At 73.2% G+C, this 26,982-nt stretch carries 22 protein-coding genes and 1 pseudogene; 7 read left to right on the forward strand and 16 right to left on the reverse strand.

Annotation, left to right across the window (positions count from 1 at the left end; all coding sequences use genetic code 11):
* Positions 1–142 precede the first annotated feature (142 nt).
* Positions 143–1,729: an MFS transporter gene (locus ACIQD7_RS09580; RefSeq protein WP_391054563.1), complete on the forward strand. Its 1,587-nt coding sequence runs from the start codon at positions 143–145 to the stop codon at positions 1,727–1,729.
* A gap of 6 nt (positions 1,730–1,735) precedes the next feature.
* Here the strand turns inward: ACIQD7_RS09580 and ACIQD7_RS09585 are convergent, their stop codons facing one another.
* The 6 genes from ACIQD7_RS09585 to ACIQD7_RS09610 form a co-directional block, all read right to left on the reverse strand.
* The gene (locus tag ACIQD7_RS09585; RefSeq protein WP_402441029.1) at positions 1,736–2,821 is read right to left on the reverse strand and encodes an aldose epimerase family protein; all 1,086 of its coding nucleotides are present in this window, start codon (positions 2,819–2,821) and stop codon (positions 1,736–1,738) included.
* A 79-nt stretch (positions 2,822–2,900) separates the two neighbouring features.
* Complete coding sequence (locus ACIQD7_RS09590) at positions 2,901–3,950, reverse strand: LacI family DNA-binding transcriptional regulator (RefSeq protein ID WP_402441031.1); 1,050 nt, start codon at positions 3,948–3,950, stop codon at positions 2,901–2,903.
* A 72-nt stretch (positions 3,951–4,022) separates the two neighbouring features.
* Positions 4,023–5,054 carry an ABC transporter permease gene (locus tag ACIQD7_RS09595; RefSeq protein ID WP_402441033.1) on the reverse strand — a complete coding sequence of 344 codons (1,032 nt, stop codon included), beginning with the start codon at positions 5,052–5,054 and terminating at the stop codon, positions 4,023–4,025.
* On the reverse strand, positions 5,051–6,025 hold the full coding sequence (locus ACIQD7_RS09600) for an ABC transporter permease (protein WP_402441035.1): 975 nt from the start codon (positions 6,023–6,025) through the stop codon (positions 5,051–5,053). The genes ACIQD7_RS09595 and ACIQD7_RS09600 overlap by 4 nt, the downstream gene beginning before the upstream one ends.
* Positions 6,022–7,740, reverse strand: coding sequence for a sugar ABC transporter ATP-binding protein (locus ACIQD7_RS09605; protein WP_402441037.1), 1,719 nt, complete (start codon positions 7,738–7,740; stop codon positions 6,022–6,024). The genes ACIQD7_RS09600 and ACIQD7_RS09605 overlap by 4 nt, the downstream gene beginning before the upstream one ends.
* A 525-nt stretch (positions 7,741–8,265) precedes the next feature.
* A complete protein-coding gene (locus tag ACIQD7_RS09610; RefSeq protein ID WP_402441039.1) occupies positions 8,266–9,366 on the reverse strand; it encodes an ABC transporter substrate-binding protein in 1,101 nt (366 codons plus the stop codon).
* A 591-nt stretch (positions 9,367–9,957) separates the two neighbouring features.
* Here ACIQD7_RS09610 and ACIQD7_RS09615 point away from each other — a divergent pair.
* Positions 9,958–13,248: a LamG-like jellyroll fold domain-containing protein gene (locus ACIQD7_RS09615; RefSeq protein WP_402441041.1), complete on the forward strand. Its 3,291-nt coding sequence runs from the start codon at positions 9,958–9,960 to the stop codon at positions 13,246–13,248.
* Positions 13,249–13,309: 61 nt separating this feature from the next.
* On the opposite strand, the gene ACIQD7_RS09620 is transcribed toward ACIQD7_RS09615, so the two are convergent.
* Together ACIQD7_RS09620 and ACIQD7_RS09625 are read right to left on the reverse strand one after the other, a co-directional pair.
* Positions 13,310–13,768 carry an AbfB domain-containing protein gene (locus ACIQD7_RS09620; RefSeq protein WP_402441390.1) on the reverse strand — a complete coding sequence of 153 codons (459 nt, stop codon included), beginning with the start codon at positions 13,766–13,768 and terminating at the stop codon, positions 13,310–13,312.
* Positions 13,769–13,804: 36 nt separating this feature from the next.
* Positions 13,805–16,138, reverse strand: a pseudogene (locus ACIQD7_RS09625) (AbfB domain-containing protein); the annotation flags it as partial.
* A 386-nt stretch (positions 16,139–16,524) separates the two neighbouring features.
* Here ACIQD7_RS09625 and ACIQD7_RS09630 point away from each other — a divergent pair.
* The 3 genes from ACIQD7_RS09630 (at position 16,525) to ACIQD7_RS09640 (ending at position 18,756) form a co-directional block, all read left to right on the forward strand.
* On the forward strand, positions 16,525–17,595 hold the full coding sequence (locus ACIQD7_RS09630; protein ID WP_402441043.1) for a glycoside hydrolase family 43 protein: 1,071 nt from the start codon (positions 16,525–16,527) through the stop codon (positions 17,593–17,595).
* Positions 17,596–17,713: 118 nt separating this feature from the next.
* Positions 17,714–18,406, forward strand: a complete 693-nt coding sequence (locus tag ACIQD7_RS09635; protein WP_402441045.1) for an SDR family NAD(P)-dependent oxidoreductase — start codon at positions 17,714–17,716, stop codon at positions 18,404–18,406.
* Complete coding sequence (locus ACIQD7_RS09640; protein ID WP_402441047.1) at positions 18,403–18,756, forward strand: UBP-type zinc finger domain-containing protein; 354 nt, start codon at positions 18,403–18,405, stop codon at positions 18,754–18,756. Before ACIQD7_RS09635 ends, ACIQD7_RS09640 begins: the two co-directional genes overlap by 4 nt.
* Positions 18,757–18,866: 110 nt before the next feature.
* Here ACIQD7_RS09640 and ACIQD7_RS09645 read toward each other — a convergent pair whose 3' ends face one another.
* Together ACIQD7_RS09645 and ACIQD7_RS09650 are read right to left on the reverse strand one after the other, a co-directional pair.
* Complete coding sequence (locus tag ACIQD7_RS09645; RefSeq protein ID WP_402441049.1) at positions 18,867–19,430, reverse strand: class F sortase; 564 nt, start codon at positions 19,428–19,430, stop codon at positions 18,867–18,869.
* Between the two features lie 92 nt (positions 19,431–19,522).
* A complete protein-coding gene (locus ACIQD7_RS09650; RefSeq protein ID WP_402441052.1) occupies positions 19,523–20,029 on the reverse strand; it encodes a sortase in 507 nt (168 codons plus the stop codon).
* 535 nt (positions 20,030–20,564) lie between these two features.
* Here ACIQD7_RS09650 and ACIQD7_RS09655 point away from each other — a divergent pair.
* Positions 20,565–21,665: a nitrous oxide reductase family maturation protein NosD gene (locus ACIQD7_RS09655; protein WP_402441054.1), complete on the forward strand. Its 1,101-nt coding sequence runs from the start codon at positions 20,565–20,567 to the stop codon at positions 21,663–21,665.
* 64 nt (positions 21,666–21,729) lie between these two features.
* Complete coding sequence (locus ACIQD7_RS09660) at positions 21,730–22,776, forward strand: methyltransferase (protein WP_402441056.1); 1,047 nt, start codon at positions 21,730–21,732, stop codon at positions 22,774–22,776.
* A 96-nt stretch (positions 22,777–22,872) separates the two neighbouring features.
* On the opposite strand, the gene ACIQD7_RS09665 is transcribed toward ACIQD7_RS09660, so the two are convergent.
* The 6 genes from ACIQD7_RS09665 to ACIQD7_RS09690 are packed head-to-tail and all read right to left on the reverse strand — an operon-like array spanning position 22,873 to position 26,969.
* Positions 22,873–23,208, reverse strand: coding sequence for a TcmI family type II polyketide cyclase (locus ACIQD7_RS09665; RefSeq protein ID WP_121832944.1), 336 nt, complete (start codon positions 23,206–23,208; stop codon positions 22,873–22,875).
* Positions 23,209–23,230: 22 nt separating this feature from the next.
* A complete protein-coding gene (locus tag ACIQD7_RS09670; RefSeq protein ID WP_402441058.1) occupies positions 23,231–23,710 on the reverse strand; it encodes an SRPBCC family protein in 480 nt (159 codons plus the stop codon).
* Between the two features lies 1 nt (position 23,711).
* Positions 23,712–23,972 (reverse strand): acyl carrier protein, encoded by a 261-nt coding sequence (locus ACIQD7_RS09675; protein WP_351972922.1) that lies wholly within the window; start codon positions 23,970–23,972, stop codon positions 23,712–23,714.
* Between the two features lie 26 nt (positions 23,973–23,998).
* A complete protein-coding gene (locus ACIQD7_RS09680) occupies positions 23,999–25,246 on the reverse strand; it encodes a ketosynthase chain-length factor (RefSeq protein ID WP_402441060.1) in 1,248 nt (415 codons plus the stop codon).
* Positions 25,243–26,511, reverse strand: a complete 1,269-nt coding sequence (locus ACIQD7_RS09685) for a beta-ketoacyl synthase (RefSeq protein ID WP_121832940.1) — start codon at positions 26,509–26,511, stop codon at positions 25,243–25,245. Before ACIQD7_RS09685 ends, ACIQD7_RS09680 begins: the two co-directional genes overlap by 4 nt.
* Entirely contained in the window at positions 26,508–26,969 is a 462-nt protein-coding gene (locus ACIQD7_RS09690) for a cupin domain-containing protein (RefSeq protein WP_121832939.1), read from the reverse strand. The genes ACIQD7_RS09685 and ACIQD7_RS09690 overlap by 4 nt, the downstream gene beginning before the upstream one ends.
* Positions 26,970–26,982: the final 13 nt, after the last annotated feature.

The raw sequence follows: 26,982 nt of genomic DNA on the forward strand, positions 1-26,982 counted from the left end.
GAAACTCACCGACGACCGGCGCGACGGCGCGCGGCGCGGCCTTCGAGGGCTTCGAACGGATCGAGCCGGGGCGGTGGCCCCGCCCCCGGCCCCCCGCCGGGCTCCGCGTGCGCGCCCGGTGGTCCGGGGCGACCATCGAGGTATGGCTGGTAACTCCACGGCCACGCGGGACGGTGCTGCCGCCGCGCGTGCGCCCCGCCAGAAGCTGGCGCTCGCGGCCATGCTCTTCGCGGTGTCGATGACGTTCATCGACCAGACGATCGTCTCGATCGCCGCCCCGAACATCACGGCCGAGCTGGGCCTCTCCGCCTCCGGGATGCAGTGGGTCGTCAACGCCTATCTGCTCTCCCTCGCCGCGTTCTTCGCGCTCGGCGGGCGGCTCTCGGACATCTTCGGGCACCGCAGGATCATGCTGACGGGCACGCTGCTCTTCGTCGTCTCGTCGGTGCTCTGCGGCTGTGTGCCGTCCGGGGACTCCGCGCTGACCTGGCTGATCATATTCCGCGCCACACAGGGCCTGGGGGCCGCGCTGATGTTCCCGGCGGCGCTCGCCGTGGTCATCGCGGTCTTCCCGGTGGAGCGGCGCGGCCGGGCGCTCGCCCTCTTCTTCGGGCTCTCCGGCGCCCTGACCGCCGTCGGCCCGCTGCTCGGCGGCTGGCTGACCGCCTGGACCTGGCGGGCGATCTTCTGGGTGAACGTGCCGGTCGCGATCGTCGCGATCGTGCTGACCGTGCTCGCCCGGGTGCCCGAGAGCCGCCGCCGCGAACGCCTCGACGTCGTCGGCGCCGTCCTGGTCGCCGTCGGCATGGGCCTGGGCGTGCTTGGCTTCCAGCAGGCCTCGTCCTGGGGCTGGGGCGGGGTCGCGACCTGGGCCTGCATCGTGGGCGGCGCGGTCGTCCTGGTGCTGTTCTACGCCTACGAGCGGCGCACCGCGCAGCCGCTGATCGACTTCGACGTCTTCCGGGACCGGGCGTTCACGGTCGACAGCCTGGTGCTGTTCTTCGCGATGCTCGCCTTCGTGCCGGTGTTCTTCTTCGCGTCGGTGTACGCGCAGGTGTCGCTGAGCGCCTCGCCGAACCAGGCCGCGCTGTTCCTGCTGTACTTCTTCATCGGCTTCGGCCTCGCCTCCCAGTGGGGCGGCAAGATCCTCGACAAGCGGGGCGCCCGCCCGGCCATGAAGATCGGCTGCGCGCTCGGCGCGGTCGGCTTCTACCTGTGGGCCCAGAAGCTGACCGACCTGTCGATGCACGACCAGTGGCCGTACGCGGCCATGGCGGGCGCCGGCATCGGGTTCCTGCTCGCCCCGGCCTCCACCGACGCCGTGAACCGCTCCATCGGCGCGTCGTACGGCGAGGTCACCGGCATCACCCAGACCGTCCGCAACTACGCGGCGGCGGTCGGCATGGCCGTCTTCAGCACCGTCCTCGCCCACGTCTCCGCGAACCGGATCACCGACACGCTCGTCGGGCGCGGGCTGCCGCGCGCGGAGGCGGAGGCGACGGCCGGGAGGGTCGCGGAGGCGGTCACCGGCCATCCGGACGGCCGGGCGCCCACCGGGGACGGGCCCGTCGCCAAGGCGCTCCAGGGCGCCGGGGACGCGATCCGGATGGACTTCGCCGAGGCGAACCAGTGGGTGTTCTACGGGATGGCGATCGCGCTGGCCGTGGCCTTCCTGTTCGCCCTCGCGCACCCGGGGACGCGGGTGACCGAGAAGCCGCCGGAGGAGTGAGGGGCCCTATCCCGTCAGGCCGGGGAAGCGGAACTCGGTGCGGCGGCGACCGGTGGTCCCCGGCTCCAGGACCGCGCTGGGGTACGCGGGGCGGTTGGGGGCGTCGGGGAAGTGCTGGGGTTCCAGGCAGACCGCCCCGTGGCGGGGCAGCGGGCGGCCCCCGGGGCCGGTGAGCGTGCCGTCGAGCTGGTTGGCGGTGTAGACCTGGAGTCCGGGGGCGGTCGTCCACACCTCCATCGTGCGGGTCCCGTCCGGGGCGGCGAGCCGCGCGGCCCGGCGCGGCACGGCGGACTCCCCGGCCTCCCCTCCGGACAGCGCCCAGCAGTGGTCGTAGCCCCCGGCGTGGCGGACCTGCTCGTCTCCCCCGGCCAGGACGCCCTCGCGGAGGCGGCGCGGGGAGGTCAGGTCGAAGGGGGTTCCGGCGACGTCCGCGACCGGGCCGAGGGGGATGCCGTCGGGGTCGACGGGCAGGTATCCGGCGCCGTCCACCCCGAGGGTGTGGTCCAGGACGTGCCCGCCGTCTGCCGCCAGGTTGAAGTAGGCGTGGTGGCTGAGGTTGACGACGGTCGTGCGGTCCGTGGTGGCCGCGCAGTCCAGGGAGAGCGTCCCGGCGGCGTCGAGCGCGTACACGGCGGTGACGTCGAGCGCTCCGGGGAAGCCCATGTCGCCGTCGGGGCTGTGCAGGCGCAGGCGCAGCCCGGCCGTGTCGCCCTCGGTGAAGGGGGTCGCCTCCCAGATCCTGCCGTCGAAGCCCGCGGGGCCGCCGTGCAGGGCGTGGCCCCGGTCGTTGACGGGGATCTCGTGGACCGTCCCGGCGAGCCTGAAGCGGCCGTGGGCGATGCGGTTGGCGTAACGGCCGATCAGCGCCCCCAGGTAGGGGCTCTTCTCCGCGTACCGGTCGAGCGAGGGCAGCGACAGGACGACGTTGCCGGTGCGGCCGGTGGTGTCGGGGACGCCGAGGGCGTGCAGGACGCCCCCGTAGGTGAGGATCTCCGCGTACACGCCGGAGGGGGAGTCGAGGCGCCAGAGTGCTACGTCCTCTCCTTCCGGGGTGGTGCCGAACGGCCGGTGACGGACGGTGGGTCGGGGCATGGGGAGTCCTCGGGACGGCTGGGTGATGGGGGTTTTGCGGGGTGAGGGGGGCTCTGTGGGTCGGGTTCCGCCCCGGCGGTCAGTCCGCGTCCCCTCCCCCGGGGGCCGGCGCGACCGTGTGGGCGCCGCCGGTGGATTCGCGGATCGCGAGCCGGTAGCCGGGCCTGATGCGCCGGGGCTCGGTGACGGTGCCGCCCGCGAGGCGTTCGACGAGCCGGTCGACGGCGTGCCGGGCGATGGCCCGCTTGTCCGGGCAGACCGTGGTGAGGCCGATGGCGCCGTAGCGGCTCTCCTCGATGTCGTCGAAGCCGACCACGGCGATGTCCTCGGGGACGCGCAGGCCGCGTTCGGCGAGGGTGCGCATCGCGCCGAGGGCGATCAGGTCGTTGTAGGCGAAGACGGCGTCGGGGCGGGCGCCCCGTTCGAGGAGTTCCGCCATGGCCGCGGCGCCGTCGCCGCGCCCGTAGCCGTCGGTGGCGACGACCAGGGACTCGTCGGGCTCGACGCCCGCGGCGGTGAGTTCCTCGCGCCAGCCGCGCAGGCGCAGGTGGGCGGGCTGGCGTTCGCGGCCGGTGCGGGAGCCGAGGAAGGCGATCCGCCGCCGGCCGAGGTCGAGGAGGTGCCGGACCGCGCTGCGGGCGGCGGCCACGTTGTCGATGGCGATCTGGTCGTACGGCGCCTCGTACTCGCGCTCGCCGAGCAGCACGAGCGGCGAGGTCTCCTGCCGGGCGAGCAGGTCGTCGTTCTCCAGGTGGATGGGGCTCAGGATGAGGCCGTCGATGACGTGGGAGCGGAACTCCTGGCAGACCAGGAGCTCCCGCTCGCGCAGTCCGGCGGTGTGGTCGACGAGCACGGTGTAGTCGTGCTGGGCGGCGGCGTCGATGACGGCGCCCGCCAGCTCGGCGAAGTACGGGTTGCCGAGCTCGGGCACGGCGAAGGCGATGATGCCGGTGCGGCCCTTGCGCAGGTGCCGGGCCGTGAGGTTCGGACGGTAGCCGAGCTCGTCGATGGCCCGCTGCACCTTGGCGCGCATCTGCGGGGTGACGTGGGGATAGTTGTTCACCACGTTGGACACGGTCTTGATCGACACGCCGGCCCGCTGCGCGACGTCCTTGAGGCTGACGCCCACGGAACTCCTCTGGTTCGGCTCTGACCGGGCGGACCGGTGGTCCGGATGGTCCGGGTGGGGTTGGCTCCGGCGTCAGAGCGTTCTTCTGCTCCGTGAAACGTACCGCTGTGCCACGACGACCAGGATCAGGAAGCCTCCGCTGACCACCGACTGGTACGAGGAGTTCAGCGAGCCGATCTGGTTGATGAGGTTCTGGATGACGGCGAGCAGCAGGACGCCCCACAGGGTGCCGCTGACCGAGCCCGCCCCGCCGACCAGGAGCGTGCCGCCGATGACGACGGCGGCGATCGCGTCGAGCTCCATGCCGGTGCCGATGATGGTGACGCCGGAGGAGAGCCGGGCCGCGTTGAGGGCCCCGGCGAAGCCCGCGAGCAGACCGCTGAGCACGTACACCGTCACCTTGGCGCGGGCGACCGGCAGTCCCATGAGGGTGGCCGCGTCGCCGCTGCCGCCGACGGCGAACAGGGTCTGTCCGAAGGAGGTGCGCTGGAGGACGACGCCACCGATGCCGAAGAGGGCGAGCGCGACGAGGATCGGGTGGCCGAAGCCGAGGACACTGCCCTGGCCGAGTGCGGCGAACGCCGAGCCCTTGGGCACCAGATGGGTGGTGGCGCCCTCGTCGGTGAGCGCGAGCAGCAGTCCGCGCGCGCCCAGGAGGGAGGCGAGGGTGACGATGAAGGGCGCCATGCCGGCACGGGCGATGAGCAGGCCGTTGAGCAGGCCGATCGCCCCGCACACCACGAGCGGTACGAGGAGCGCCGGCAGCAGGCCCCACTGCGAGGCCCAGGCGGCCAGGACGCCGCCGAGGGCGAAGACGGAGCCGACGGACAGGTCGATGCCGCCGGTGATGATCACCAGGGTCATGCCGAGGGCCACGATCGCCAGGAACGAGGCCTGGACGAGGACGCCCCGGGCGTTGTCGAGGGTGGGGAAGGTGGGGTACGCGAAGGAGGCGATCAGCACGACGAGGAGGAGGACGGCGAGCACGCCCTGGCGCTGGACCAGGGAGAGGAGGCGTTCCGGGCCGGAGGTCCCGGCGTCCGCGCGCCCGGTCTTCGCGGGGGCGCCCGTCCCCGGTGCGGTGAGGGAGGAGGTGGGGTTCATCGGGATCGGCGCTCCCGTGCGACGTAGACGGCGGCGACGATGATGGCCGCCTGGGCGATCTGGGCGGTGGAGTCGGGCAGGTCGTGCTTGACGAGGGTGGCGCGCAGCAGCTGCATGAGCAGGGCGCCCGCGACGGTGCCGAGGACGCGGACGGAGCCGCCGCTGAGCGGGGTCCCGCCGACCACGACGGCGGTAATGGCGGAGAGTTCCATCAGGGTGCCGAGCGAGGACGGGTCGCTGGCGGTGAGGCGGGCGGTGGCGAGGACGCTGGCGAGGGCGGCGAGCACCCCGCACAGCACGTACACCCCGGTCAGGACGCGCTTCACGGGCAGTCCTGCCAGACCTGCGGCGGCGCGGTTGCCGCCGATGGCGACGATCTGGCGGCCGAAGGTGGTCCGGTGGACGAGGAGGGCGACGGCGAGCGCCAGGGCTCCGGCGACGATCACGACCAGGGGGACGCCGAGGAGGCTGCCGGTGCCGAGGGCGAGCAGGTCGGGGTTGACGATCTGCTTGAGCTGTCCGTCGGCCAGTACGAGCGCGAGGCCCCGGCCGCCGACGAACAGGGCGAGGGTGGCGACGATGGGTTGCAGCCCCACCACGGACACCAGGGTGCCGTTGATCGCGCCGACGAGGGCGCCCGCGAGGAGGGCGACCAGCAGGGCGGGCACGAGTCCGTAGCCGAGGTAGAGCGGGAGCAGCGCCGTGGCAAGGGCCATGGCGGAGCCCACGGACAGGTCGACGCCCTCGGTGCCGATGACCAGGGCCATGCCGAGGGCCACGATGACGATCGGGGCGACCTGGACGAGCTGGGTGCGGAGGTTGTCGGCGGTGAGGAAGTGGTCGGTGAACAGGGCGTTGAACAGCAGGAGCGCGGCCACGGCGGCGTAGACGCCGTACTCCTGGAACCACGCGGCGGCGTTCGGCCGGGTCCCGGCGGCGCGGGCCGGTGCCGCGCTGGCCTGGGTGGTCATCGGGGGTCCTCCTCGGCGGCCGGGGCGCCCGGTGCGGTGGGGTCGGGGTTCTCGGTGGTCTTCGTGAGCGGTACGGGGCCGGGCTCGGGCGCGGCTTCTCCGGCGGGTGGCGCGTGGTCGGTGCCTCCGGCGGGTGGCGCGTGGTCGGTGCCTCCGGCGGGTGGCGCGTGGTCGGCGAGGGCCGCGAGCAGGGCCTCCTCCGACACGTTCTCGCCGACCAGTTCGCCCGCTGCGGCGCCGTTCCTGAGGACGACGATCCGGTCGGCGCCCTCGACCAGCTCCTCGATGTCGGAGGAGATCAGGAGGACGGCGAGGCCCTCCTGGGCGAGTTCGTCGATGAGGGCCTGGACCTCGGCCTTGGCCCCGACGTCGATGCCCCGGGTGGGTTCGTCCAGGAGCAGGACCTTGGGTTCGAGGCAGAGCCAGCGGGCCAGGAGGACCTTCTGCTGGTTGCCGCCGGAGAGTTCGCCGACCTTCTGCTCGGGGCTGGACGCCTTGATCCGCAGCCGCTTCATGAAGATCTCGACCACGCGGTCCTGCCGCGCCCGCGAGACGACGCCCGCGCGCGAGAGCCGGGGCAGGGCGGCGAGCACGATGTTCTCGCGGACGGACAGGCCCGGGACGATGCCCTCGGCCTTGCGGTCCTCGGGGAGCAGGCTGATGCCGGCGCGGATCGCGCGCGCGGAGGAGAGGCGGCCGAGCGGCGTGCCGCCGACGCGGACCTCTCCCCCGTCCAGGGGCAGGGCTCCGGCCAGGGCCTTGGCGGTCTCGCTGCGGCCGGAGCCGAGCAGGCCGCCGAGGCCGAGCACCTCGCCGGGGCGGAGCGCGAGGGAGACGTCGTCGAGCTGGTGGCGGCGGGTCAGGCCGGTGGCGGTCAGGACGGGTTCGCGGGTGATGTCGTGGCCCTCGGCGCCGAAGCCGGTCACGCCGTGCCGGCGCACCTCGGAGATCTCGCGGCCGAGCATCATGGACACGAGCCGTACGCGGTCGAGTGCGGCGAGCGGGCCGGTGTGGATGTGCCGGCCGTCGCGCAGGACGGTGACCCGGTCGCAGATCCGGTACAGCTCGTCCATGCGGTGGCTGACGTACACCACGGCGATGTCGCGCCGGCGCAGGTCGTCGATGACCCGGAAGAGGGTCTCGACCTCGCGCGGTTCCAGGGAGGAGGTGGGCTCGTCCATGACGACGACGTGGGCCTCGACGGAGACCGCGCGGGCGAGGGCGACCATCTGCTGGGTGCCGATGCCCAGGGTGTTCAGGGGGCGGCGGGGGTCGACGGCGACGCCGAAGCCGCCGAGGAGTTCCGCGGCCTCGGCGTGCATCCGGGCGAAGTCGATGAGGCCGAGGCGGTTCTTGGGCTCCCGGCCGAGGAAGATGTTCCGGGCCACGCTCATCAGCGGGACCAGGTTCACCTCCTGGTAGATCGTGGAGATGCCGGCCTCCTGCGCCTCGGAGGGGCGGGCGAACCGCACCGGCCGTCCCGACAGGAGCAGTTCGCCGCCGTCCGGGCGGTGCACGCCGGTGAGCACCTTGATGAGGGTGGACTTGCCGGCGCCGTTCTCACCGACGAGGGCGTGGGTCTCGCCGGCGCGGAGGGTGAACGAGACGTCGTCGAGGGCGACCACGCCGGGGAAGCGCTTCCCGACGCCGCGGGCCTCCAGCACCGTCGGCGCGGTGCCGCTCGGCGCGGGCGCCGGCGTTTCGGGGGGTGCCATGAACGTGGCCTTCCGAAGAGGGGTGATGAAGGGGAGGGGGGTCGGGGCCGCCCCCGTCGCCGGGCGGCGGTGAGCGAGACCGCCGCGGGCGGGGAGGCGGGGCGGCCCCTCGGCCGGGTGGTGACCCGGGCCGGTGGGCGTACGGACCGGGCCGCGGTTCCCGCCGGAACCACGGCACCGGCCCGTACGGTTCGGGGGGCGGTGCGCAGGACGTGCTCGTACCGGCCGCGTATGCGTACCGGCGTGCGCCGGTGCCGGGCCGTGCGCCCTTGGCCGTCCGTACGGCGTGTCGGCCGTGCGTCCGTAACGGGGCGGGTCCGTACTGGGGCGTGTCCGTACCGGGGCGTGTCCCTACCGGAGCGGGTCCGTAACGGGGCCCTTCCGTACCGGGGCGCGTCCCTACCGGGGCGCGTCCCTACCGGGGCGCGTCCCTACCGGGGCGCGTCCCTACCGGGGCGGGTCCGTACCGGGGCGGGTCCGTACCGGAGCGCGTCCGTACCGGAGCGCGTCCGTACCGGCCTCGCGTCAGTACGCTCCGCCGAGGGATTCCTTGGCGTTGGCCGGGTCGTAGGCGCGGTCCGCGATGATGACGTCCTCGGGGATGCCCTCGCCGGCGTAGAACTTCTGCGCGGTGGCGAAGGCCAGCGGGCCGAAGCGCGGGTTGGACTCGATGACGGCGTTCAGCTCGCCGTTGACCAGGGCCTGGACGGCGTTGCGGGTGCCGTCGATGGACACGATCTTGACGTCCTTGCCCGGGGTCTTGCCCGCCGCCTTGAGGGCGGTGACGGCGCCGAGGGCCATCTCGTCGTTCTCGGCGTAGACCGCCGTGATGTCGGGCTTCGACTGGATCAGCTGCTCCATGACCTGCTGGCCCTTGTCGCGGGCGAACTCGCCGGTCTGCTGGGCGACGATCTCCAGGCCGGGGGCGGTGGCCTTCACCTGGTCGACGAAGCCCTTGGTGCGGTCGGTGGTGACGCTGTTTCCGGAGGAGCCGAGCAGGATCGCGACCTTGCCCTTGCCGCCGGTCGCCTTCGCCATCGCGTCGGCGGCCCGCTTGCCCTGCTCGACGAAGTCCGAGCCGAGGAAGGCCAGGTAGTCCTTGCAGGCCGTGGCGTTGATCTTGCGGTCGATGGTGAGGACGGGGACCTTCTTGGCTGCGGCGGCCTGGAGGGCGGGCTCCAGGCCGTCGGAGTTGAGCGGGGCCACGATGAGGAACTGCGCGCCCTGGGCGAGCATGTCCTGGATGTCGCTGATCTGCTTGGACAGCTGGGACTGCGCGTTCGTGGTGAGGAGCTTCTTGACGCCGACCTTGGCGGCCTCGTCCTTGATGGACTGCGTCTCGGCGATGCGGAAGGGGTTGGCCTCCTTCTCCGACTGGGAGAAGCCGACGATCGCGTTCTTGAGGTCGAGCTTCGGAGCGCCGTAGGTGGTGAGGGTGCAGCCCTCTCCGGTGGCGGACGCGGTGGGCGTCTGGACCGTCTGGGCGCCCTGGCCGCTGTCGCCGCCCGCGTTGTCCGCGGTCTCCGACTTGGCGCAGCCGGAGAGGGCGAGCGCGGCGGTGGCGACGACGGCGCAGGCGACGGAGAGGGTGCGGGTTCTCTTCGGAAGGGTCGGCGAAAGGGTCATCGGAAGGACACTCCTTGGCGGGGGACAGCACCGCCGAGTGGCGTGCGGTCGCGCGGGGCTGGGAAGAGGAGCCGGCCCGCCGCGATGGGCCGGCGGACCGCTGGTGCGCGGCCTCGATCCGCTCGGATCAAGGCCCTGGACTGGGGAGACCATGGCTCGGAGCAACCGTTCGACTGGTCGGCGGCTTCGGCTTTACAACGTTATAACCGCGTCCCGGCGAACGCGGCAAGAGGCCGGGACAACGTTTCCGGAATGCGTCCGCGACGCGAAGCGGCCGTAACGGCCCACCGGGTGACGGACCGTCGCCACCGCCTCCGCGAGGGGTCTGGACAGCCTCCGCACCGCGTGCTGTCATTCCGCTGCACACGATTTTTCCAACGTTGGAATGACGGCCGTCCCCTGCCGCCGGCACCTCCCGTGCCGGTGTACGGACGGGCCGTACGCCGTCGTCCCCGGCCTGTCGGCGCGTCCGCGCGGCGGCCGCCGGGCCACCCGTGCCCCCGAGGCGGACACGCGGCCTCACCGGAGTGCCTCCGCCGTCACGCCCTCCCGGGTCCGGTTCCGATTCCCCTCTCCCCGAGGAAAGACTCGATGACACGACGAAACATCCGCCCCCGAACCGGAACGTGGGCGCTGCTCACCGCGGCGGCCCTGGTGCTGTCCGCGGGCGTCCCGGCCGCCACCGCGGCGGCCGGGCCCTCCCCCGCGTCCCCCGCGTCCGCCGCCTCACCCGCCTCCCCGTCCGCCCGGGACGCCGCCGTCGAGGTGCACGGCCTGAAGGGCGAGTACTTCAGCATGTCGGCGCCCGGCGCCCGGGACTTCGCCGAACTCGGCGGCGTCTCCCTCGACCCGCAGATCGACTTCTCCGGCCTGACCGGCACCTTCCAGTCGCTCACCGGCCGGTCCGAGCACACCACCGCCCGCTGGACCGGCCGGATCGAGGCCCCGGTCACCGGCGACTACACCTTCCACGGCATCGGGGACAACGGCTTCCGGCTGTTCGTCGACGGCCGGCCGGTCATCGACCACTGGGTGCCCGACTGGGACCGGGAGCAGACCAGCGCGCCCGTGCACCTCAAGGCCGGCGAGAAGCACGAATTCCGCCTGGAGATGTTCCAGGACGTCGGCGGCGCCAACATGTTCCTGCGCTGGTCGACGCCCACGATGCCCAAGCAGCTCGTGCCGGAGTCCGCGTTCACCCCGCCCGACGACTTCGAGGTCTACCCGGTGGAGCCGACCGTCCCGGCGGACGGACGACAGCTGCGGCTGCGGTTCGACCACCGGGTCGGCGGCCTGGAGAAGGTGGCCGAGCACCTCACCGTCGAGGCCGACACCACCCCGATGCCGATCAGGAAGGTCCGCGTCGCCCCGGGCGACCGGAACACCGTCCTCGTCGACCTCGCCGAGCCGGTCCAGAAGGGCCAGCGGGTACGGGTCGACTACGACGGCCTCGGCGGCCTGCGGAACGGCGACGAGACCGTGCCCCGCATCCTGCGCTCGGCGTCCAACGCCTCCACCCACCGGCTGACCACCGCGTGGGGCGACCGGCTGGACGAGAAGCACCCGCTGCCGGAGTACCCGCGCCCGCAGCAGGTGCGCGGCAAGTGGAAGAACCTCAACGGCCCCTGGCAGTTCGCCGGGGCCGGAGCCGGGGAGACGCCGGTCTTCGGCAAGGACCTGGCCGAGCGGATCACCGTCCCGTTCCCGGTCGAGTCGCAGCTCTCCGGGATCGAGCGGCACGAGGACCACATGGTCTACCGGCGCCTCGTGGACGTCCCGAAGGACTGGAAGGTCGGCAAGGCCGGCAAGGGCGACCGGCTGATGCTCCACTTCGGCGCCGTCGACCACCGGGCCCGCGTCTGGGTCAACGGCAAGCGGGTCGCCGAGCACACCGGCGGCTACACCGCCTTCAGCGCCGACGTCACCGACGCCCTCAAGGACGGGGGCCCGCAGGAGGTCGTCGTCGCGGTCACCGACACCGGCGGCCCGAACCAGCCGACCGGCAAGCAGTCCACCCGCCCCGGCGGCATCTTCTACACCCAGTCCTCGGGCATCTGGCAGACGGTCTGGATGGAGCCCGTCGCCCCCGTCTCCATCGACGACGTCGTCACGACCCCGGACATCGACACCGGCACCCTGGCCGTGAAGGTCGAGTCGGCCCGCGCCTCGGCCGGCGCGCGCGTGGAGGCCGTGGCCCGCGACACCCGCGGCCGGGTCGTCGGCCGGATCACCGGACCCGCCGGCGAGGAGCTGCGCCTGCCGGTGGCGAACCAGCGCCTGTGGAGCCCGGACGACCCGTACCTCTACGACCTGGAAGTGCGGCTGACCGACGGCAGGTCGTCCGACCGGATCGACAGCTACTTCGGGATGCGGAAGATCGCGGTCGAGAAGGTCGGCGGCTTCCCGAAGCTGGTGCTCAACGGCAAGCCGGTCTTCTCCCTGGCCACCCTCGACCAGGGCTTCTGGCCGGACGGCCTCTACACCCAGCCCAGCGACGAGGCGCTCGCCTTCGACCTGGAGGCCCACAAGAAGCTCGGCTTCAACGCCGTGCGCAAGCACATCAAGGTGGAGTCGTCGCGCTGGTTCTACCACGCCGACCGGCTCGGGCTGCTGGTCTGGCAGGACTTCGTCTCCGGCGACCTCACCGACGAGACCGGCCGCAAGGCCTTCGTCGACCAGGGCCGCGAGATGATGCGCCAGCACCACGACTCCCCCTCCGTCATCGGCTGGATCGTCTTCAACGAGGGCTGGGGCGAGTGGAACCGGGAGGAGACCGGCCGGATCGCCGAGTCCGTGAAGGCGGCCGACCCGTCCCGGATCGTCAACGCCCACAGCGGGGTCAACTGCTGCAACTCCAAGGGTGACTCCGGCAAGGGCGACGTCCTCGACCACCACGACTACAACAACACCGACGCCCCCTATCCGGACCACCGGGTCGCGATGGACGGCGAGCACGGCGGCTTCACCCTGCGCACCCCCGGCCACATGTGGCCCGGCGCCCCGACCGTGATCTACAGCGGCGTCGCCGACAAGGAGGCGCTGACCCGGAAGTACGTCGAGAACACCGAGAAGTTCTACCTGGAGGCCGCGGGCGCCGAGCTGTCCGGCTCCGTCTACACCCAGATCTCCGACCTGGAGAACGAGCTCAACGGCCTCTACACGTACGACCGCAGGGAGATCAAGGTCGACCCGGTGCGGGTCCGCGCGGTCAACCGGAAGGTGATCGCGGCGGGCGCGGCCGCCGGGCGGCGCGCGCCCCTGAAGGGCGGTGCCTCCTGGTCCCTGGACGAGGGCGCGGGCACGACCGCGCGGGACTCCGGGCCGCAGAAGCGTCCGCTCGCCCTGAACGAGGGCGCCGCCTGGGCCCCGGGCGTCGGCGGCAGCGCGCTGAGGTTCGACGGGAAGGGCGGCTTCGCCCAGACCGACGGCCCGGTCGTGGACACCACCGCGAGCTACACCGTGTCCGCGTGGGCCGCGCTCGACGCCCTGCCGGGCAACTACGCGACCGTGGTCAGCCAGGACGGCCGGCGCCAGGAGAACCCCTTCTACCTCCAGTACGGGCAGGGCGCCTTCGCCTTCAGCACCCCGGGCGGCAACCGGGCCCGGTACGCGACGACGCCCGAACTCGGCCGCTGGTACCACCTGGTGGGCGTGCGGGACACCGCGAGGAACGAGATCCGGCTGTACGTGGACGGCGCCCTCGCGGCGACGGCGACGCCCGGCCCGGCGGACGTGAGCACCGGACCGCTCGCGGTCGGGCGGGCCCGGTGGGGCGGCGGGAACGTCGACTTCTGGAACGGTGCGGTCGACCAGGTGCGGGTGTTCGACAAGGCGCTCTCCACCGAAGAGGTGACCGCGCTGCACACGGCCGAGAAGCCGTAGCCGGCACGGGGGGGGCGGGTCCTTCCGGGCGGCAGCGCCCGGAAGGACCCGCCGGTGTCCGTCAGGGGGCCCAGGGGGCTTCGAGCGTCCAGCCGCTGTCGGCCGTGAGCGTCTGCGGCCGGTCGAAGCCGCCGCTCCCGGCGCCCGAGGCGATGTACACCGCGGACTCGAAGTGGCGCAGGTACGCGCCGGGGACGTTCAGCGACTCGAAGGTGACGCCGGTCCCGCCGACGCCCGGCCGGGCGCAGAAGGTGGCGTCCTGCCGGAAGAGCGCGGAGCCGTCGTCGGCGGCGGTGCCCACCCGGCTGTTGGCGTGCCGCAGGAACCGGCCCGGGTAGTTCACCGACTCGAACGAGTAGCAGGACGAGTCGGCGAGGCCGCGCCGCACCGTGAACGTGGCGTCCTGCTTCAGCAGGGCGGGGCTGTTCCCGTTGACGACCTCGGTCCGGGCCAGGCTGTCGACGTGGCGCAGGTAGCGGTCGGTGTGGCCCCAGGTGGCCACGCGCAGCGAGCGCCGCACGTCCGTGGACAGCAGGACGGAGCTGCGCCAGAGGGCGGGTTCGCCCGTGTTCCAGGTGGCGTCCGCCGCGAAGGAGGAGGCCGTGTCCCAGGGGTTGGGGCCGCCGCTGCGGGCCAGGTACACGTTGTCGGCGTAGTGCCGCAGGTACGCGCCGGGGAAGTTCAGCGACTCGTACGAGGTGCCGCCGGCCGCGAGCCCGGTGCGGGCGCACCAGGTGGCGTCGGCCGCGAACGACCCGCCGGTGTCGCCGTCGAGGCGCACGCGGTTGGCGGAGTGGCGCAGATAGCGCCCGGGCAGGTTCACCGACTCGAAGGAGTAGCAGCGCGGGTCGGCGAGTCCGGCGACGGTGCGGAAGGAGGCGTCCTGGCGGGCCCCGTCGGCGGAGGCGCCGGTCAGCACGTCGGTGCGGGCGAGGGAGTCGGCGTGCCGCAGGTAGCGGTCGGTGAAGCCGGGCGTGGTGACCCGGAAGGAGCGCACGTGGCCGAGGGTGTGGCCCGGTGTCGCGTTGAGGTTGCGGGAGGCCGCGATGAGCGAGCCGTGGACGGCGCGCAGGGTGGCGGTGTCGACCTTCTGGACCCGCCGGTCGTAGGTGAGCAGGCCGTTGTACTCGCCCTCGACGTCGGTGATCTCGGTGTAGACGTAGGCGGAGACGCCCTTGGTGGTCATGAGCGCCTGCACGTCGCGGACCATGCCGGTGTACCGGTCGTTGAGCTGGGCCGTGCCGAAGACCTGCTCGTAGGCGAAGAACTGCCCGTTGGGGCTGTACTCGTGGCCGGGCGTGCGCAGTCCGATGCCGCCGAACTCGCCGAGGACGGAGATCCGGGTGGCCGAGGGGCGGGGGGCGTCGGGACCGGTGTAGACGTGCCAGTCCATGATGTCGCCGTTGCCCGGGTCGCCCTTGGAGACACAGCAGTTGTAGCCGCTGTGGGAGTTCATGAGGCGGCCGGGGTCGTAGTTCTCCAGGTCGGTGGTGACCCGGCGGGTGTCGTCGAGGTTCCACTCGCCCCAGCCCTCGTTGAACGGGACGTAGGCGACGACGGCCGGGGAGAACCGGTGCTCGTCGACGATCTCGCGGGCTTCGGTCTCGAACTGGGCGATCTGCGCCGGGGTGCGGTCGGCGTCGAAGGCGGGCGTGGAGGGGATGTCCTGCCACACCAGGAGTCCGAGCCGGTCGGCGTGGTAGTACCAGCGGGCGGGCTCGACCTTGATGTGCTTGCGCACCATGTTGAAGCCCAGGTCCTTGTGCTTCTGCAGGTCGGAGGCGAGGGCGGCGTCGGTGGGCGCGGTGTAGAGGCCGTCGGGCCAGAAGCCCTGGTCGAGGGTGCCGATCTGGAAGACGAACTCGCCGTTCAGGGTGGGGCGCAGGACGCCGTTGACGAGCTTCTTGCCGACCTCGCGCATCCCGAAGTAGCTGGTGACGGTGTCGACTCCGGCGCCCGAGGCGTTGCGGAGGGTGACCCGGAGGTCGTACAGGAAGGGGTCGTCGGGCGACCAGCGGCGGGCGTTCGGCACCGGTACGGAGAACTCGGTGAAGCCGCCGGTGGCGGTGCCGACCACCTGGGCGCCGTTCAGGGCCTCGGCGCGGACGGTGTGGCCGCCGACGTCGCCGCGGGTGAAGACCCTGACCCGCGCGGTGCCGGTGGCGAGATCGGGCCTGATGTCGACGGAGTAGATCGAGGAGACGGGGGTGGGCTCCAGCCAGACGGACTGCCAGATGCCGGAGGTGGGGGTGTAGAAGATGCCGCTGGGGTTGTTGGTCTGCTTGCCGACCGGCTGCTTCTCGCCGCGCCCGTCGGTGGGGTCGTAGACGCGGACGACCAGCTCGTTGGAGCCGGCGCGCAGCTGCGGGGTGATGTCGACCTCGAAGCGGTCGTAGCCGCCCTTGTGGCTGGTGACGCGGGTGCCGTTGACCCAGACGGTGGCCTCGTGGTCGACGGCGCCGAAGTGGAGTTGCACCCGGCGGCCGGACCAGCTCTGGGGGACGGTGAAGGAGCGCTTGTAGAACATCAGGTCGCGGTTGTCGTTCCGCATGATCCCGGAGAGCGCGGACTCCACCGGGTACGGGACGAGGATGCGCTCCGGCAGGGTCTGGCCGAGCGGCGGGGCCGCGTTGCGGTCGACGTTGCCGGAGGCGTCGGCGGGCGGGTTGAGGAACTCCCACTCTCCGTTGAGGGACTGCCAGTCGGGCCGCGTCATCTGGGGACGCGGGTACTCGGGCAGGGGATTGGTGGTGGACACCTGAGAGGTCCACGGGGTGGTCAGGGGCGGCGTCTTGGGGACGACGGCGGCGGAGGCTGCGGTGGTTCCGGAGAACAGCAGGCCTCCGGCCATCGTCAACAGGGCCGCCAGGCAGGCGACGACGCGTCGCATCGGGCTCCTCCTGGGCAGGACGGCGCCCGGAGTCCGGCACACGTCGGGGCCGTCCGGCCGTTCGGCGTGCGGGAGTCCGTGCGGAGTTGACGAGCGGCTCGAACGAGGTCCCGTCCGGCGGGATCCTGAACCGGACGGGTCCGAGGGGCGGAGCGCCCCGGTCCTCGGCGGCGGACGAGGTGGGGAGGAACCTAACAGGAAACAGTTCTCAACGGAATCGCCCAGGAACCGAAGAGAAACAAACAATTTCTCTCGCACCGGCTCCAGGACGCACGCGCCCCCATGTTGACATGCTCACTCCCGGTCGAGATGCTGCGGACGCGGGATTACATCGATGTAAACCATGATCGGTGCAACGATGCCGGCCGGCCTCACCGGGAGCCACCATGAAACGTGCACGACGTCCCTCCGGGGCGCTCGCCCTGGCCCTCTCCCTGCTCTTCGCCCTGGTCGCCGCCCTGCCCGGGGCCGCTCCCGCCGAGGCCGGACAGACCTCGCTGCGGGCCGCCGACCCCAGCGTCCTGCGGGTCGGCGGCACCTACGTCGCGGTGCAGTCGACCGGCAACGGCATCGACGTGCGCCAGGCCTCCTCGACGGCCGGGCTCGCCACCGCGCCGGCCCACCGGATCTGGACCGACGTCCGGAACCTCGGCGAGGTGTGGGCGCCGGAGATCGTCCGCGACGGCGGGCGCTACCACGTCTACTTCACGGCCGGCCGGGGCGCCGCCCACCGGATGTACGCGATCAGCTCCGCGAGCCCCGACAGCGGGTACACGGCGGAGACGAAGCTCGCCCTGCCCGACGACAAGTGGGCCATCGACGGCACCCTGTTCACCTTCAACGGGCAGCGCTGGTTCGTGTGGTCCGGCTGGGCCGGGGACACGAACGTCGAGCAGAACCTCTACATCGCCCGGATGAGCGGCCCGACCACCCCGACCGGGGCCCGGTACGTCATCTCGCAGCCGCGCGAACCCTGGGAGCGGGTCGTCGGGAACCCGTACATCAACGAGTCCCCCGAGGCGATCAAGGACCCGAACGGGCAGCTGCACGTCGTGTACTCCGCCAACGGCAGCTGGAGCGACCGGTACTGCCTGGCCGACCTGCGGCTGCGGGCCGGCGGCGACCCGACGCACGTGTGGGACTGGTACAAGTCGAACGGCTGCCTCTTCGGCTCCCACCGCGACGCCATGATGTCCGGCTGGGACCCGACGCTGCGCGTCGACGGCCCCGGCCACCACACCTTCGTCCTGCTCGACGGCGACATCGCCACCAGCCCGCCGGCCGGTCCGACGTTCCCCCTGATGTTCCACGCGGTGCCGAAGGGGACGCCGTACGCCTGGGAGAACCGCTACTGGTACACCGGCGGCTTCTGCTGGTGGGGCGACACCGCGTACCGGCGGGCGAACGTGCCCGGCGCGAACACGGACACCGGCTGGAGCCTGAAGTTCTTCGAGTAGGCCGCCGTCCTCCCTTTCTCCTTCCGATCGCCGGAATCTGCATCCGGAAGCCCCGTCCGGACCGAATCACGGGCAGCATCCACGGACCGGACGGGCCGGTCCGGGCGAGGAGGCCGCCATGCGCGTCGGCGGAAAGCGCGTCCTGGTCGTGGGGGCGACCGGCAGCGTCGGAGGGCTCGCCGCGGGGCGGCTGGCGGAGCTGGGGGCGTCGACGGCGCTGGCCGGCCGCGACCGGGCCCGGCTCGCCGGGAGGGCCGCCGACCTGGGCGGACGCCCGTACCACTCCTTCGAGGCCTACGACCTGGGCGCCTGCGAGGCGCTCGCCCCCTGGGCCGCCGAAGTCCTGGGCGGGCTCGACGCCGTCGTGGTCGCCCTGGGGGTGGCGGGCTTCGGCGCCGCCCGGGACATGCCCGAGGCCGCCGCCGAGCACCTCCTGGCGGTGAACGCGCTGGCCCCCATGGCGATCGTCCGGGGAGCCCTGCGCGTGCTGCCGCCGGGCGGCGGCGTCTCCGTCGTGACCGGAACGATCGTCGACCGCCCGGTGTCCGGCGCCGCCGACTACGCGGCCGCCAAGTCCGCGCTCGCCGCGTGGCTCGGCGTCGCGGCCCGCGAGTCCCGCCGCGCCGGGCTCTCCGTCCTGGACGTGCGGCTGCCCCACCTGGACAACGGCTTCGCCGGCCGCGCCGTGGTCGGCACTCCCCCGCCCCTGCCCGAGGGGGCGGACGCGGCCGGGGCGGTGGAGTCGCACCTCGTCGCCCCGCTCCTGGAACGCCTCGGGAGCGGGGCGGCGGCGGAAGGCGCGAGGACATGACGGGGCACCCGTCCTCCGGGGACGGCCCCGCGCGCCCGGTCTGGCGCGTGGCGCCCGACGGCGGTCGTACGGCGCCCCGGCACTGCGCCCATCTGGACGCCCCGGAAGGGCCCGGGACCCTGCCGGGGGCGGTGTGCGCGCCGTGCGCGGCACGGGGCCGTTCCTGGCGGCGGCTGCGGTGGTGCGCGACCTGCGGGCACGTGGGGTGCTGCGACAGCTCCCCCGGCGCGCACGCCCACGCCCACCACCTCGCGACCGGTCATCCGGTGGCGGTGTCCCTCGCCCCGGACGAGGACTGGGCCTGGTGCTTCGCGGACGAGCTGTTCCTGGTGCGGGCGGAGGGCTCCTGAGGGCGGAGCGCGGTGCGGGGTCTCGGAGCGGGCTCCCGGCGCAGGGTCTCGGAGCAGGCTCCCGGCGTGGACTCCCGGCGCAGGGTCTCGACGTGGGCTCCCTGCGCGGTTCAGCTCACGCCGGTCAGCGTGGCGTAGACGACCGTGTTGGCCCGGTAGCCGGTGTCGCCGGACCAGTCGCCGCCGCAGGTGATCAGGCGCAGCTCCGGGCGGCCGGAACCGCCGTAGACCTCGTCGTCGGGGAAGCGGTCCTTGGCGTACTCCTCCACCGCGTCGACCGTGAAGAGGGCCGTGCGGCCGTCCGCGCGCTCGATCGCGATCCCGGCGCCCCGCGTCAGGGCGCCGAGCCGGTGGAAGACGGCGGGCCCCGCCGGGGTGTCCAGATGGCCCGTCAGGACGGCCGTCCCCGGCGAGCCGGGCGGGGTCCCCCGGGCGTACCAGCCTGCGAAGGCCGGGAGGTTCGGGGGCGGCGGCTCCAGCCTGCCCTCCGCGTCCAGCGCCAGGCGCATCAGACGGGCGTCGACGCCGATGGCCGGGATCCGGACCCGTACCGGATCCGACGCGGGGAGCGGCTCGGGGGCGGCGTCGGGGCGGTCCGGGACCTCCCGCACGGCGGCCCGCGCGTCCGCCGGCCGGGTCCGCTCGGCGGACGGCGGGGCGGCGGGGCCGCCCATCGCGTCGGCGAGCAGCAGCGCGCCGGCGAGCGCGGCCCAGGCGAGCGCCTTGGACGACGGGGCGTACCGCGACCGCGGGCCGCCGGGCCGCGTCAGGCCCGGGCCCCCGCGCCCGTGGCGCGCCGGCGCATCTTGAGCGCGCCGCCCGCGACGGCCGCGCCCACGAGGAGCCAGCCCAGGCCGAACTCGCTCTCCTTGCCGGCGGTCCCGCCGAAGCCCGCGTCGACGGCGCCGTTCGGACGGCCGGAGATCCGGTACGTGGCGGTCAGCTTCTTCCGGGGCGGGCACTTGAGCGTCACGGTGTCCGTACCGGAGGCGGCGTTCTTCGGCAGCCGGAACTCGCCCTTGAGGACGCCCTTCCGGTCGCCCGGGAGGAGGTGGAACTTGCCGCCCGCGACGGACTCGCCCTTGCCGTAGGTCTCCTTGCCGCAGGCGGTCGTGGTGACGGTGACGGTGTCGCCGGGGGACGCCGTCCCCGGGGTGACGCGGACGTCCCCGGTCGCGGCGGCTTCGCCCTCGGCGGCCAGGGCGGTGGAGGGGGGCAGGACCAGGGCGCCGACGATCAGGGCGGCCGTAACACCGGTACGGGCGAGACGCATGTTTTCTCCTCCGGGGGAGCGGTTCCCGCCCGGCTCGTCCGCGCGGCTCCTGTGCTGTGCTCCGAGCACGAGGGAAAGGCCCGCCGTTGATCGTCGCAACGCGAGCGGCGCCCGGCGGTGTCGCCCGGTCGGGCCCCCGGCCGCCGCCTCCGCCCTCGTCGCCGCAGGTCACGACGGTGGGCCCGGAGCGGCGAGAGCGATCCCTCGGGGGAGGCGAACGGGTTAGGCCTGACGCCAGATCAAGTGACGGGCCGTCTGTCGCGGGTGCCTCCGGCGGGGGTACGGGGTGGAGCGGGGCGAGGCGGTGTACGGGGGTACGGGACGGGTCCGGATCGGGGGCCGGTGCGGGGTGCCGGTCGGGGCACGGCGGGGTGCGGGGCCGGGCCGGGGAGGGCGTACGGATCGGGCCCGGCGCGGGCCCGGATCGAGGCCCGGCACATGGCCCGGCGGGTGTCCCGATGGCGTTCGGGGGACGGGCTGCCCGGCCGGGTGATCAGCGGTGGCGGGGCGGTGGGCCCGCTCATAGCTTCGCCCTATGACCAGACGACAGATCGCCCTCGTGGCCTGTGCCGTGGCCGTCGTGACGACCGGTGTGGGCGCCGCCCCGCCCTCCGCCCTCGACGCCGCCTCCGCCTCCTCGTCCGCCTCTCCGTCCGTCTCCCGGAAGGTGCACCGGGTGAAGCCCGGCGAGTCGATCCAGAAGGCCGTGGACGCCGCGCGCCCGGGGGACAGCATCGTCCTCTCCCCCGGCACCTACCGCGAGAGCGTCACCATCACCACGCCGGACCTGACCCTGCGGGGCTCGACCGTCTTCCCCACCGTCATCGTGCCCGGCAAGGCCGCCTCCGGCGCGTGTGCCGAGGCCGGGCACGGCATCTGCGTGACCGGCACCGCCCAGCGCCCCGTCGAGAACGTCACCGTGCGCTCCCTGACGGCCCGGAACTTCGCCAGGAACGGCCTGTGGGCCTCCCGTACCGACCGGCTGACGGTCCGGGGGGTGACCGCCGAGAAGAACGGCAACTGGGGCATCGCCCAGGAGCGTTCCGTGCGCTCCGTGCTCAGCGGCAACACCGCCCGGGACAACGGCGACGCCGGCCTCTTCGTGTCCAACACCACCGACACGGAGGAGGGCGCCGTCGACGCGAAGGGCACGGTGATCAGCCACAACCGCCTGTCCGGCAACCGGATCGGCCTCACCGTCCGGCGGCTGCGGAACGTCACCGTCGACCGCAACGAGGCGACCGGCAACTGCGCCGCGGTGTTCGTGGTGGGCGACGAGTCCACCCCGCGCGCCGGGGCGATGACCCTGCGCCGCAACCACGTCCACGCCAACAACAAGTACTGCCCCAAGACCCCCCGCCTGCCCTTCCTCCAGGGCTCGGGCATCGTCCTCACCGGCGCCGAGGAGACCCTGGTGGCCGACAACCGGATCGAGGACAACAGGGGCACCTCGCCGCTGTCGGGCGGCATCGTGCTCTTCAAGAGCTTCGTGGGCGCCCTCAACGAGCGCAACGAGATCCGCGACAACGTCGTGCTCCGCAACGGCACGGCCGACCTCGCCAACCGCGACACCGGCAAGGGCAACACCTTCCGCGGCAACACCTGCGAGGTCTCCGAGCCCGCAGGCATGTGCTGACCCCGCTTCCCCCTCCCCCACCCCCCGTTCCCCCCACGGCACGACAGAGAAGGCAAGGCGACAGATGACGACCGTTGACCCGGTGAGGACCGTCGACCCCGCTCCCCCGCCGCCCATGCGGCTGAGGGAGCTCGTTTTCGGAGCGGCGTGCGCCGCCGCCGTGCGGGCCGCCGCCCGGCTCGGCGTGGCGGACGCCCTCCAGGACACGCCCGCGAGCGTGGAGGACCTGGCGGCGGCGGTGCAGGTCCAGCCGCGGACGCTGCGCCGGCTGCTGCGCGCCCTGGCCTGCCAGGGGATCTTCGCGGAGCAGCCCGACGGCACCTTCGCGCACACGGAGATGTCCCGGCTGCTGCGCGAGGACGACCCGCACAGCCTGCGGTACATCGCGCTGTGGTGCACCGAGCCGTGGACGTGGGACGTCTGGCCGAGGCTCGACGAGGCGGTGCGCTCCGGCGGCAGCGTCTTCGAGGACGTGTACGGCAGGGAGTTCTTCCCGTACCTCAACGAGGACGCGCCGGAGTCCGCGTACGTGTTCAACCGGGCCATGACCACGTCGAGCCGGCAGTCCGCGCAGGACGTGGCCGATCTGATCGACCTGACGGGCGCGGCCTCGGTCGCGGACATCGGCGGCGGTCAGGGGCACGTCCTGGCGAGCCTCCTGGAGCGGCACTCCGCCCTGGAGGGCACGCTGCTCGACCTGCCGGGCGTGGTGGGGAACGCCGACCCGCGCCTGCGGGAGGGCGGGGCGCTCGCCTCCCGGGCCCGGGTGGTGGCCGGGGACTGCCGCGAGGACATCCCGGTCGAGGCCGACGTGTACGTCCTCAAGAACATCCTGGAGTGGGACGACGACAGCACCCGCAGGGCGCTCGCCAACGTCCGGAGGGCGGCGCGGCCCGGCGCCCGGGTCGTCGTGATCGAGAACCTGGTGGACGACACGCCCTCGATGCGGTTCACGACGGCGATGGACCTGCTGCTGCTCCTGAACGTCGGCGGTGCCAAGCACACCCGGGAGAGCATGGTGGAGCGGCTGACGGACGCGGGTCTCGTCATCGGCGAGGTCCGCCCGGTGAACGCGTACCTGCACGCCTTCGAGTGCACCGTCCCCGCCTGACCGGAGGGGCCCCTCCCCCCGGGGAGAACCCGAGGCCGCCGGCTCCGCGTCGTACGCGGGGCCGGCGGCCTTCGGTTTTCCGTGCCTCGGGTCCGGTCAGGAGGCGGGGCTCCGCTCCCAGCGGTAGAAGCACCGCGCCATGGCGTCCTGGGGGCTGCGCCAGGTCTCCGGGTGGTACGCGCTGACGTACGTCTCCAGGCGGTTGCTGACGTCCCGGAACTCGGGGTGCCCGGTCAGCTTCGCGATGGCGGGCGCCGGGTCCCGCTCGGACTCGATGAGGTGCAGGTAGACGTCGTCGCCGAACTGGAAGAGGCTGCGGCGGGAGACGCCCACCAGGTGGGGCAGTTCACCGTTGTCCGAGCCGGCGAACACGTCGGCGATCGCGGGCGCCGAGCCGGGCGCCATGCGGGCGACGATCAGGGTGTGGTGCATCGGGCGTCCTTCCTGGGACGGCTCAGTCGGAGAGGACCGGGGCGGGCCGGCGCTCGCGGGCGACCTGCTCGATGCGTTCCCGGATCAGGGCCATCTGGGTGCGGGAGTTGCGGTTGATGTTGTCGGTCATCCAGTCGTCGTCGACCGGGGCGTCCGGCTTCATCGCGAAGTCCTGCACCCAGCGCATGTGGACGCCGGCCGGGGTCTCCTCGTACTCCCACCGGATGTCCATGTGGGCGAAGGGGCCGGTCTCGACGCGGCGGGCGGTGACGGTCCGGCGCGCGCGGTCCGGGGTGCGCTCCGAGACCCAGCTCCAGACCTTGCCGGACTCGTCCGGGTGCATGGTCAGGCGGAAGGTCGTCGTGTCGCCCTCGCGGGCGAGGACCTCGACGGAGGCGTACTCGCTGAAGAGGGAGGGCCAGTTCTCGAGGTCGTTGGTCACCTCCCAGACGAGGTCGAGGGGCGCGTCGATGGTGATGCTGTTGTCGGTGTGTCCTGACACGTCAGACTCCGGTGGTGAGGGTGCTGTTGACGAGGCCGAGGAAGTCGGCCGGGGTCTTGCTGCGCTCCGCGTCGGGCGGGAGCGCCACGCCGTAGCGGTTCTCCAGCTCGCCGACGATGCCCAGCAGGCCGAGCGAGTCGACGCCGAGGGCGCTGAAGGGGACGTCCGAGGCGTTGCGGAGGTCCTCGGGGGCGACGGTGACGCCCGCCGACTGCTTGACCAGCGCGGCCAGCTCGTCGAAGGTCAGTTCGGTGATGCTCATCTCTGCTCTCCTTCTCCCGCCCGGGGCTACCGGGCGGTCTCGTCGCCGCGGCGCACGACCAGCGCGGCGTTGGATCCCATGAGGCCCCTGCTGAGGACGAGGGCCGTCCGCAGTTCGGCGGGGCGGGCGCGCGACACCACCAGATCGATGTCGTGGCAGATGTCGAACACGTTCGGGGTGGGGGGCACCAGGCCGTGTTCCATCGCGAGCACCGCGGCCGCGACGTCCAGGACGGGGGCCCCGCAGTAGGCGCGGCCGATCCCGGTCTTGGGCGCCGTGACGGGCACTCGGGCGGCGTGCGCGCCGAGGGCGTCGGCGAGCGCCAGGACCTCGGCGCGGTCCGCCTCGGGGACGCCCAGGGCGTCGGCGAACACGACGTCGATCTCCTCCGGGGCGCAGCCGGCCTCGTCGAGGGCGACCCGGATCGCGCGGGCGAGCCCCTCCCGGGACTCGGCCCAGCGGGAGGCGCCGGTGAACGTGGCGCCGTGTCCGGCGACGACGGCCCGGACGGCCGTCCCCCGGTCGCGGGCCCGGTCCTCGTCCTCCACGACGAGCACGGCGCCGCCCTCGGCCGGCACGAAGCCGCAGGCTCCGGCGGTGAAGGGGCGGTAGGCCCGGTCGGGCTCCTCGACGGTGCTGAGCTCGGGGTAGCCGAGCTGGCACACCATCGAGTACGGGGCGAGGGGTGCCTCGGCGGCGCCGACGACCATCGCGCCCGTCCCGCGCCGTACGGCCCTGGCGGCGTGGGCGAGGGCGTCCAGGCCGCCCGCCTCGTCGCTGGCGACCACGCCGCACGGTCCCTTGAAGCCGCTCCGGATGGAGATCTGGCCGGTGCTGGCGGCGTAGAACCAGGCGATGGACTGGTACGGGCCGACGAACTTGGAGCCCTGGCCCCACAGCTTCTGCAGCTCCCGCTGGCCGAACTCGCCGCCGCCGGATCCGGCGGCGGTGACCACCCCGATGGAGTAGGGGTCCCCGGGGGCGTCCCGGCCGAGGCCGGCGTCGTCGAGGGCGAGCGAGGCCGCCGCCATGGCGTAGTGGCTGAACCGGTCGGTCTGGACGAGGAAGCGGTCCTCGATGAGGGTCGAGGCGTCGAAGGACCTGACCTCGCCGGCCACCTTGAGGGGCAGGTGCTCGCACCCCTCGCGGGTGATCCGGTCCAGGACGCCGATGCCCTCCTGGACGGACTTCCAGTAGGTGTCGGCGCTCAGGCCGTTGGGGGCGATCACCCCGACGCCGGTGACGACGGCGCGCTTGGGCTGCTCCGTGCTCATCGTGTCCTCCCTGCCGGCTCCGTCAGGAGCACGGCGGACTGGAAGCCGCCGAAGCCGCTGCCGACGGAGAGCACGTTCCTGAGCTTCCGGGGGCGGGCGGTGCGCGGCACGTAGTCCAGGTCGCACTCGGGGTCGGGGACCTCGTAGTTCGCCGTCGGGGGCACCACCTGGTGCTTGAGGGCGAGGACGCAGGCGGCGACCTCTATCGCGCCGATGGCCCCGAGCGAATGTCCCACCATGGACTTGATGGAGCTCATGGGGGTCTCGTAGGCGTGGGCGCCGAGGGAGCGCTTGACGGCGGCGGTCTCGTGCCGGTCGTTCTGCCGGGTGCCCGAGCCGTGCGCGTTGACGTAGTCGATCAGCGTGGGGTCGAGCCTGGCCTGGTCGAGCGTGCCGTCAATGGCCCGGGACATCTCCAGGCCCTCTCCGGTGAGGCCGGTCATGTGGTAGGCGTTGCCGTAGGTGGCGTAGCCGCCGATCTCGCAGTAGATGTGCGCCCCGCGCGCCCGGGCGTGCTCGTACTCCTCCAGGACGAGGACCGCCGCGCCCTCGCCCATGACGAAGCCGTTGCGGCGGTCGTCGAAGGGCTTGGAGGCGTGCTCGGGGTCGTCGTTGTCGGGCGAGGTCGCCTTGATGGCGTCGAAGCAGGCCATGGTGATCGGGGAGATCGGCGAGTCCGACGCCCCGGCGATGCAGACGTCCGCCCGGCCCTCCTGGATGGTGTGGAAGGCGTAGCCGACGGCGTCGAGGCCGGAGGTGCAGCCGGTGGAGACCGTCTGGACCGGGCCGCGGGCGCCGAAGCGTTCGGCGACGAACGAGGCGAGCGTGCTCGGCGAGAACGCCAGGTGCAGCTTGGGGTCGGCGGCGCGGTGGTCCACGTCCCACCGCTGTCCGCCCGCGCTGACCAGGACGTAGTCGTGTTCGAGCCGGGTGGTGCCGCCGACGGCGCTGCCCAGGGAGACGCCGACGCGCCACGGGTCCTGGGTGGCGGTGTCGAGCCCGGAGTCGCGGACGGCTTCGCCGGCGGCGACCGCGGCGAACTGGATGTACCGGTCGGCGTGCAGGCTCAGCTCGGGGTCGAGGCCGTGGGCCAGCGGGTCGAAGTCGCACTCGGCGGCGATGCGCGAACGCAGGCCGGCCGGGTCGAACAGGGTGATGCCGCGGGTCGCGGTACGGCCTTCGGCGAGGAGGTCCCAGAAGGCCGCGGCTCCGGTGCCGCCCGGGGCGACCACGCCGATCCCGGTGACGGCCACGCGCCGGGTCACTCGATGGCCCCGGTGCGTTCGGGGACCTGACCGGGGCCGCCCACGGTCAGCTGCGGTCCGACGGGCGCGGTCTCCGTCTCCTCGGTGTCGACGTGGCCGAGGCTCGGGTGCGGGGCGAGGGGGCCCAGGTGGAAGACCATGCGGGCCTCCTCGTCGCCGACGTTGCGGAAGCGGTGCCGCACGTCGATCGGGATCAGGAGCCCCTGGTCGGGCCGGAGCGCGTACGTCTCGCCGTCCAGGTCCACTTCGAGGGCGCCGGAGACGACGTACACGAACTCCTCGGAGTACGGGTGGTAGTGCTCGCCGATGCGCTCGCCGGGCTTGACGATGGCCAGGCCCATGAAGCCGCTGGTGGAGCCCACGGCGGCCGGTGTGAGCATGGCCCGCAGGTCACCTCCGCGCCTGCGGTTGGGCTCCGTCTCGTCCAGGCTCACGATGAGGGGCTGCTGGTGGGGCATGGGTGATACCTCC

It is taken from the genome of Streptomyces sp. NPDC093071 (assembly GCF_044754545.1).
GTDB lineage: Bacteria > Actinomycetota > Actinomycetes > Streptomycetales > Streptomycetaceae > Streptomyces.

Bases quoted from the DNA above. Each gene is read 5' to 3' on its own strand.
- ACIQD7_RS09645 (WP_402441049.1), bottom strand. From the start codon at position 19,430: ATGGGCGGCCCCGCCGCCCCGCCGTCCGCCGAGCGGACCCGGCCGGCG.
- ACIQD7_RS09580 (WP_391054563.1), top strand. From the start codon at position 143: ATGGCTGGTAACTCCACGGCCACGCGGGACGGTGCTGCCGCCGCGCGT.
- ACIQD7_RS09585 (WP_402441029.1), bottom strand. From the start codon at position 2,821: ATGCCCCGACCCACCGTCCGTCACCGGCCGTTCGGCACCACCCCGGAA.
- ACIQD7_RS09655 (WP_402441054.1), top strand. From the start codon at position 20,565: ATGACCAGACGACAGATCGCCCTCGTGGCCTGTGCCGTGGCCGTCGTG.
- ACIQD7_RS09680 (WP_402441060.1), bottom strand. From the start codon at position 25,246: ATGAGCACGGAGCAGCCCAAGCGCGCCGTCGTCACCGGCGTCGGGGTG.
- ACIQD7_RS09675 (WP_351972922.1), bottom strand. From the start codon at position 23,972: ATGAGCATCACCGAACTGACCTTCGACGAGCTGGCCGCGCTGGTCAAG.
- ACIQD7_RS09605 (WP_402441037.1), bottom strand. From the start codon at position 7,740: ATGGCACCCCCCGAAACGCCGGCGCCCGCGCCGAGCGGCACCGCGCCG.
- ACIQD7_RS09610 (WP_402441039.1), bottom strand. From the start codon at position 9,366: ATGACCCTTTCGCCGACCCTTCCGAAGAGAACCCGCACCCTCTCCGTC.
- ACIQD7_RS09660 (WP_402441056.1), top strand. From the start codon at position 21,730: ATGACGACCGTTGACCCGGTGAGGACCGTCGACCCCGCTCCCCCGCCG.
- ACIQD7_RS09650 (WP_402441052.1), bottom strand. From the start codon at position 20,029: ATGCGTCTCGCCCGTACCGGTGTTACGGCCGCCCTGATCGTCGGCGCC.
- ACIQD7_RS09630 (WP_402441043.1), top strand. From the start codon at position 16,525: ATGAAACGTGCACGACGTCCCTCCGGGGCGCTCGCCCTGGCCCTCTCC.
- ACIQD7_RS09640 (WP_402441047.1), top strand. From the start codon at position 18,403: ATGACGGGGCACCCGTCCTCCGGGGACGGCCCCGCGCGCCCGGTCTGG.
- ACIQD7_RS09690 (WP_121832939.1), bottom strand. From the start codon at position 26,969: ATGCCCCACCAGCAGCCCCTCATCGTGAGCCTGGACGAGACGGAGCCC.
- ACIQD7_RS09600 (WP_402441035.1), bottom strand. From the start codon at position 6,025: ATGACCACCCAGGCCAGCGCGGCACCGGCCCGCGCCGCCGGGACCCGG.
- ACIQD7_RS09595 (WP_402441033.1), bottom strand. From the start codon at position 5,054: ATGAACCCCACCTCCTCCCTCACCGCACCGGGGACGGGCGCCCCCGCG.
- ACIQD7_RS09635 (WP_402441045.1), top strand. From the start codon at position 17,714: ATGCGCGTCGGCGGAAAGCGCGTCCTGGTCGTGGGGGCGACCGGCAGC.
- ACIQD7_RS09615 (WP_402441041.1), top strand. From the start codon at position 9,958: ATGACACGACGAAACATCCGCCCCCGAACCGGAACGTGGGCGCTGCTC.
- ACIQD7_RS09665 (WP_121832944.1), bottom strand. From the start codon at position 23,208: ATGCACCACACCCTGATCGTCGCCCGCATGGCGCCCGGCTCGGCGCCC.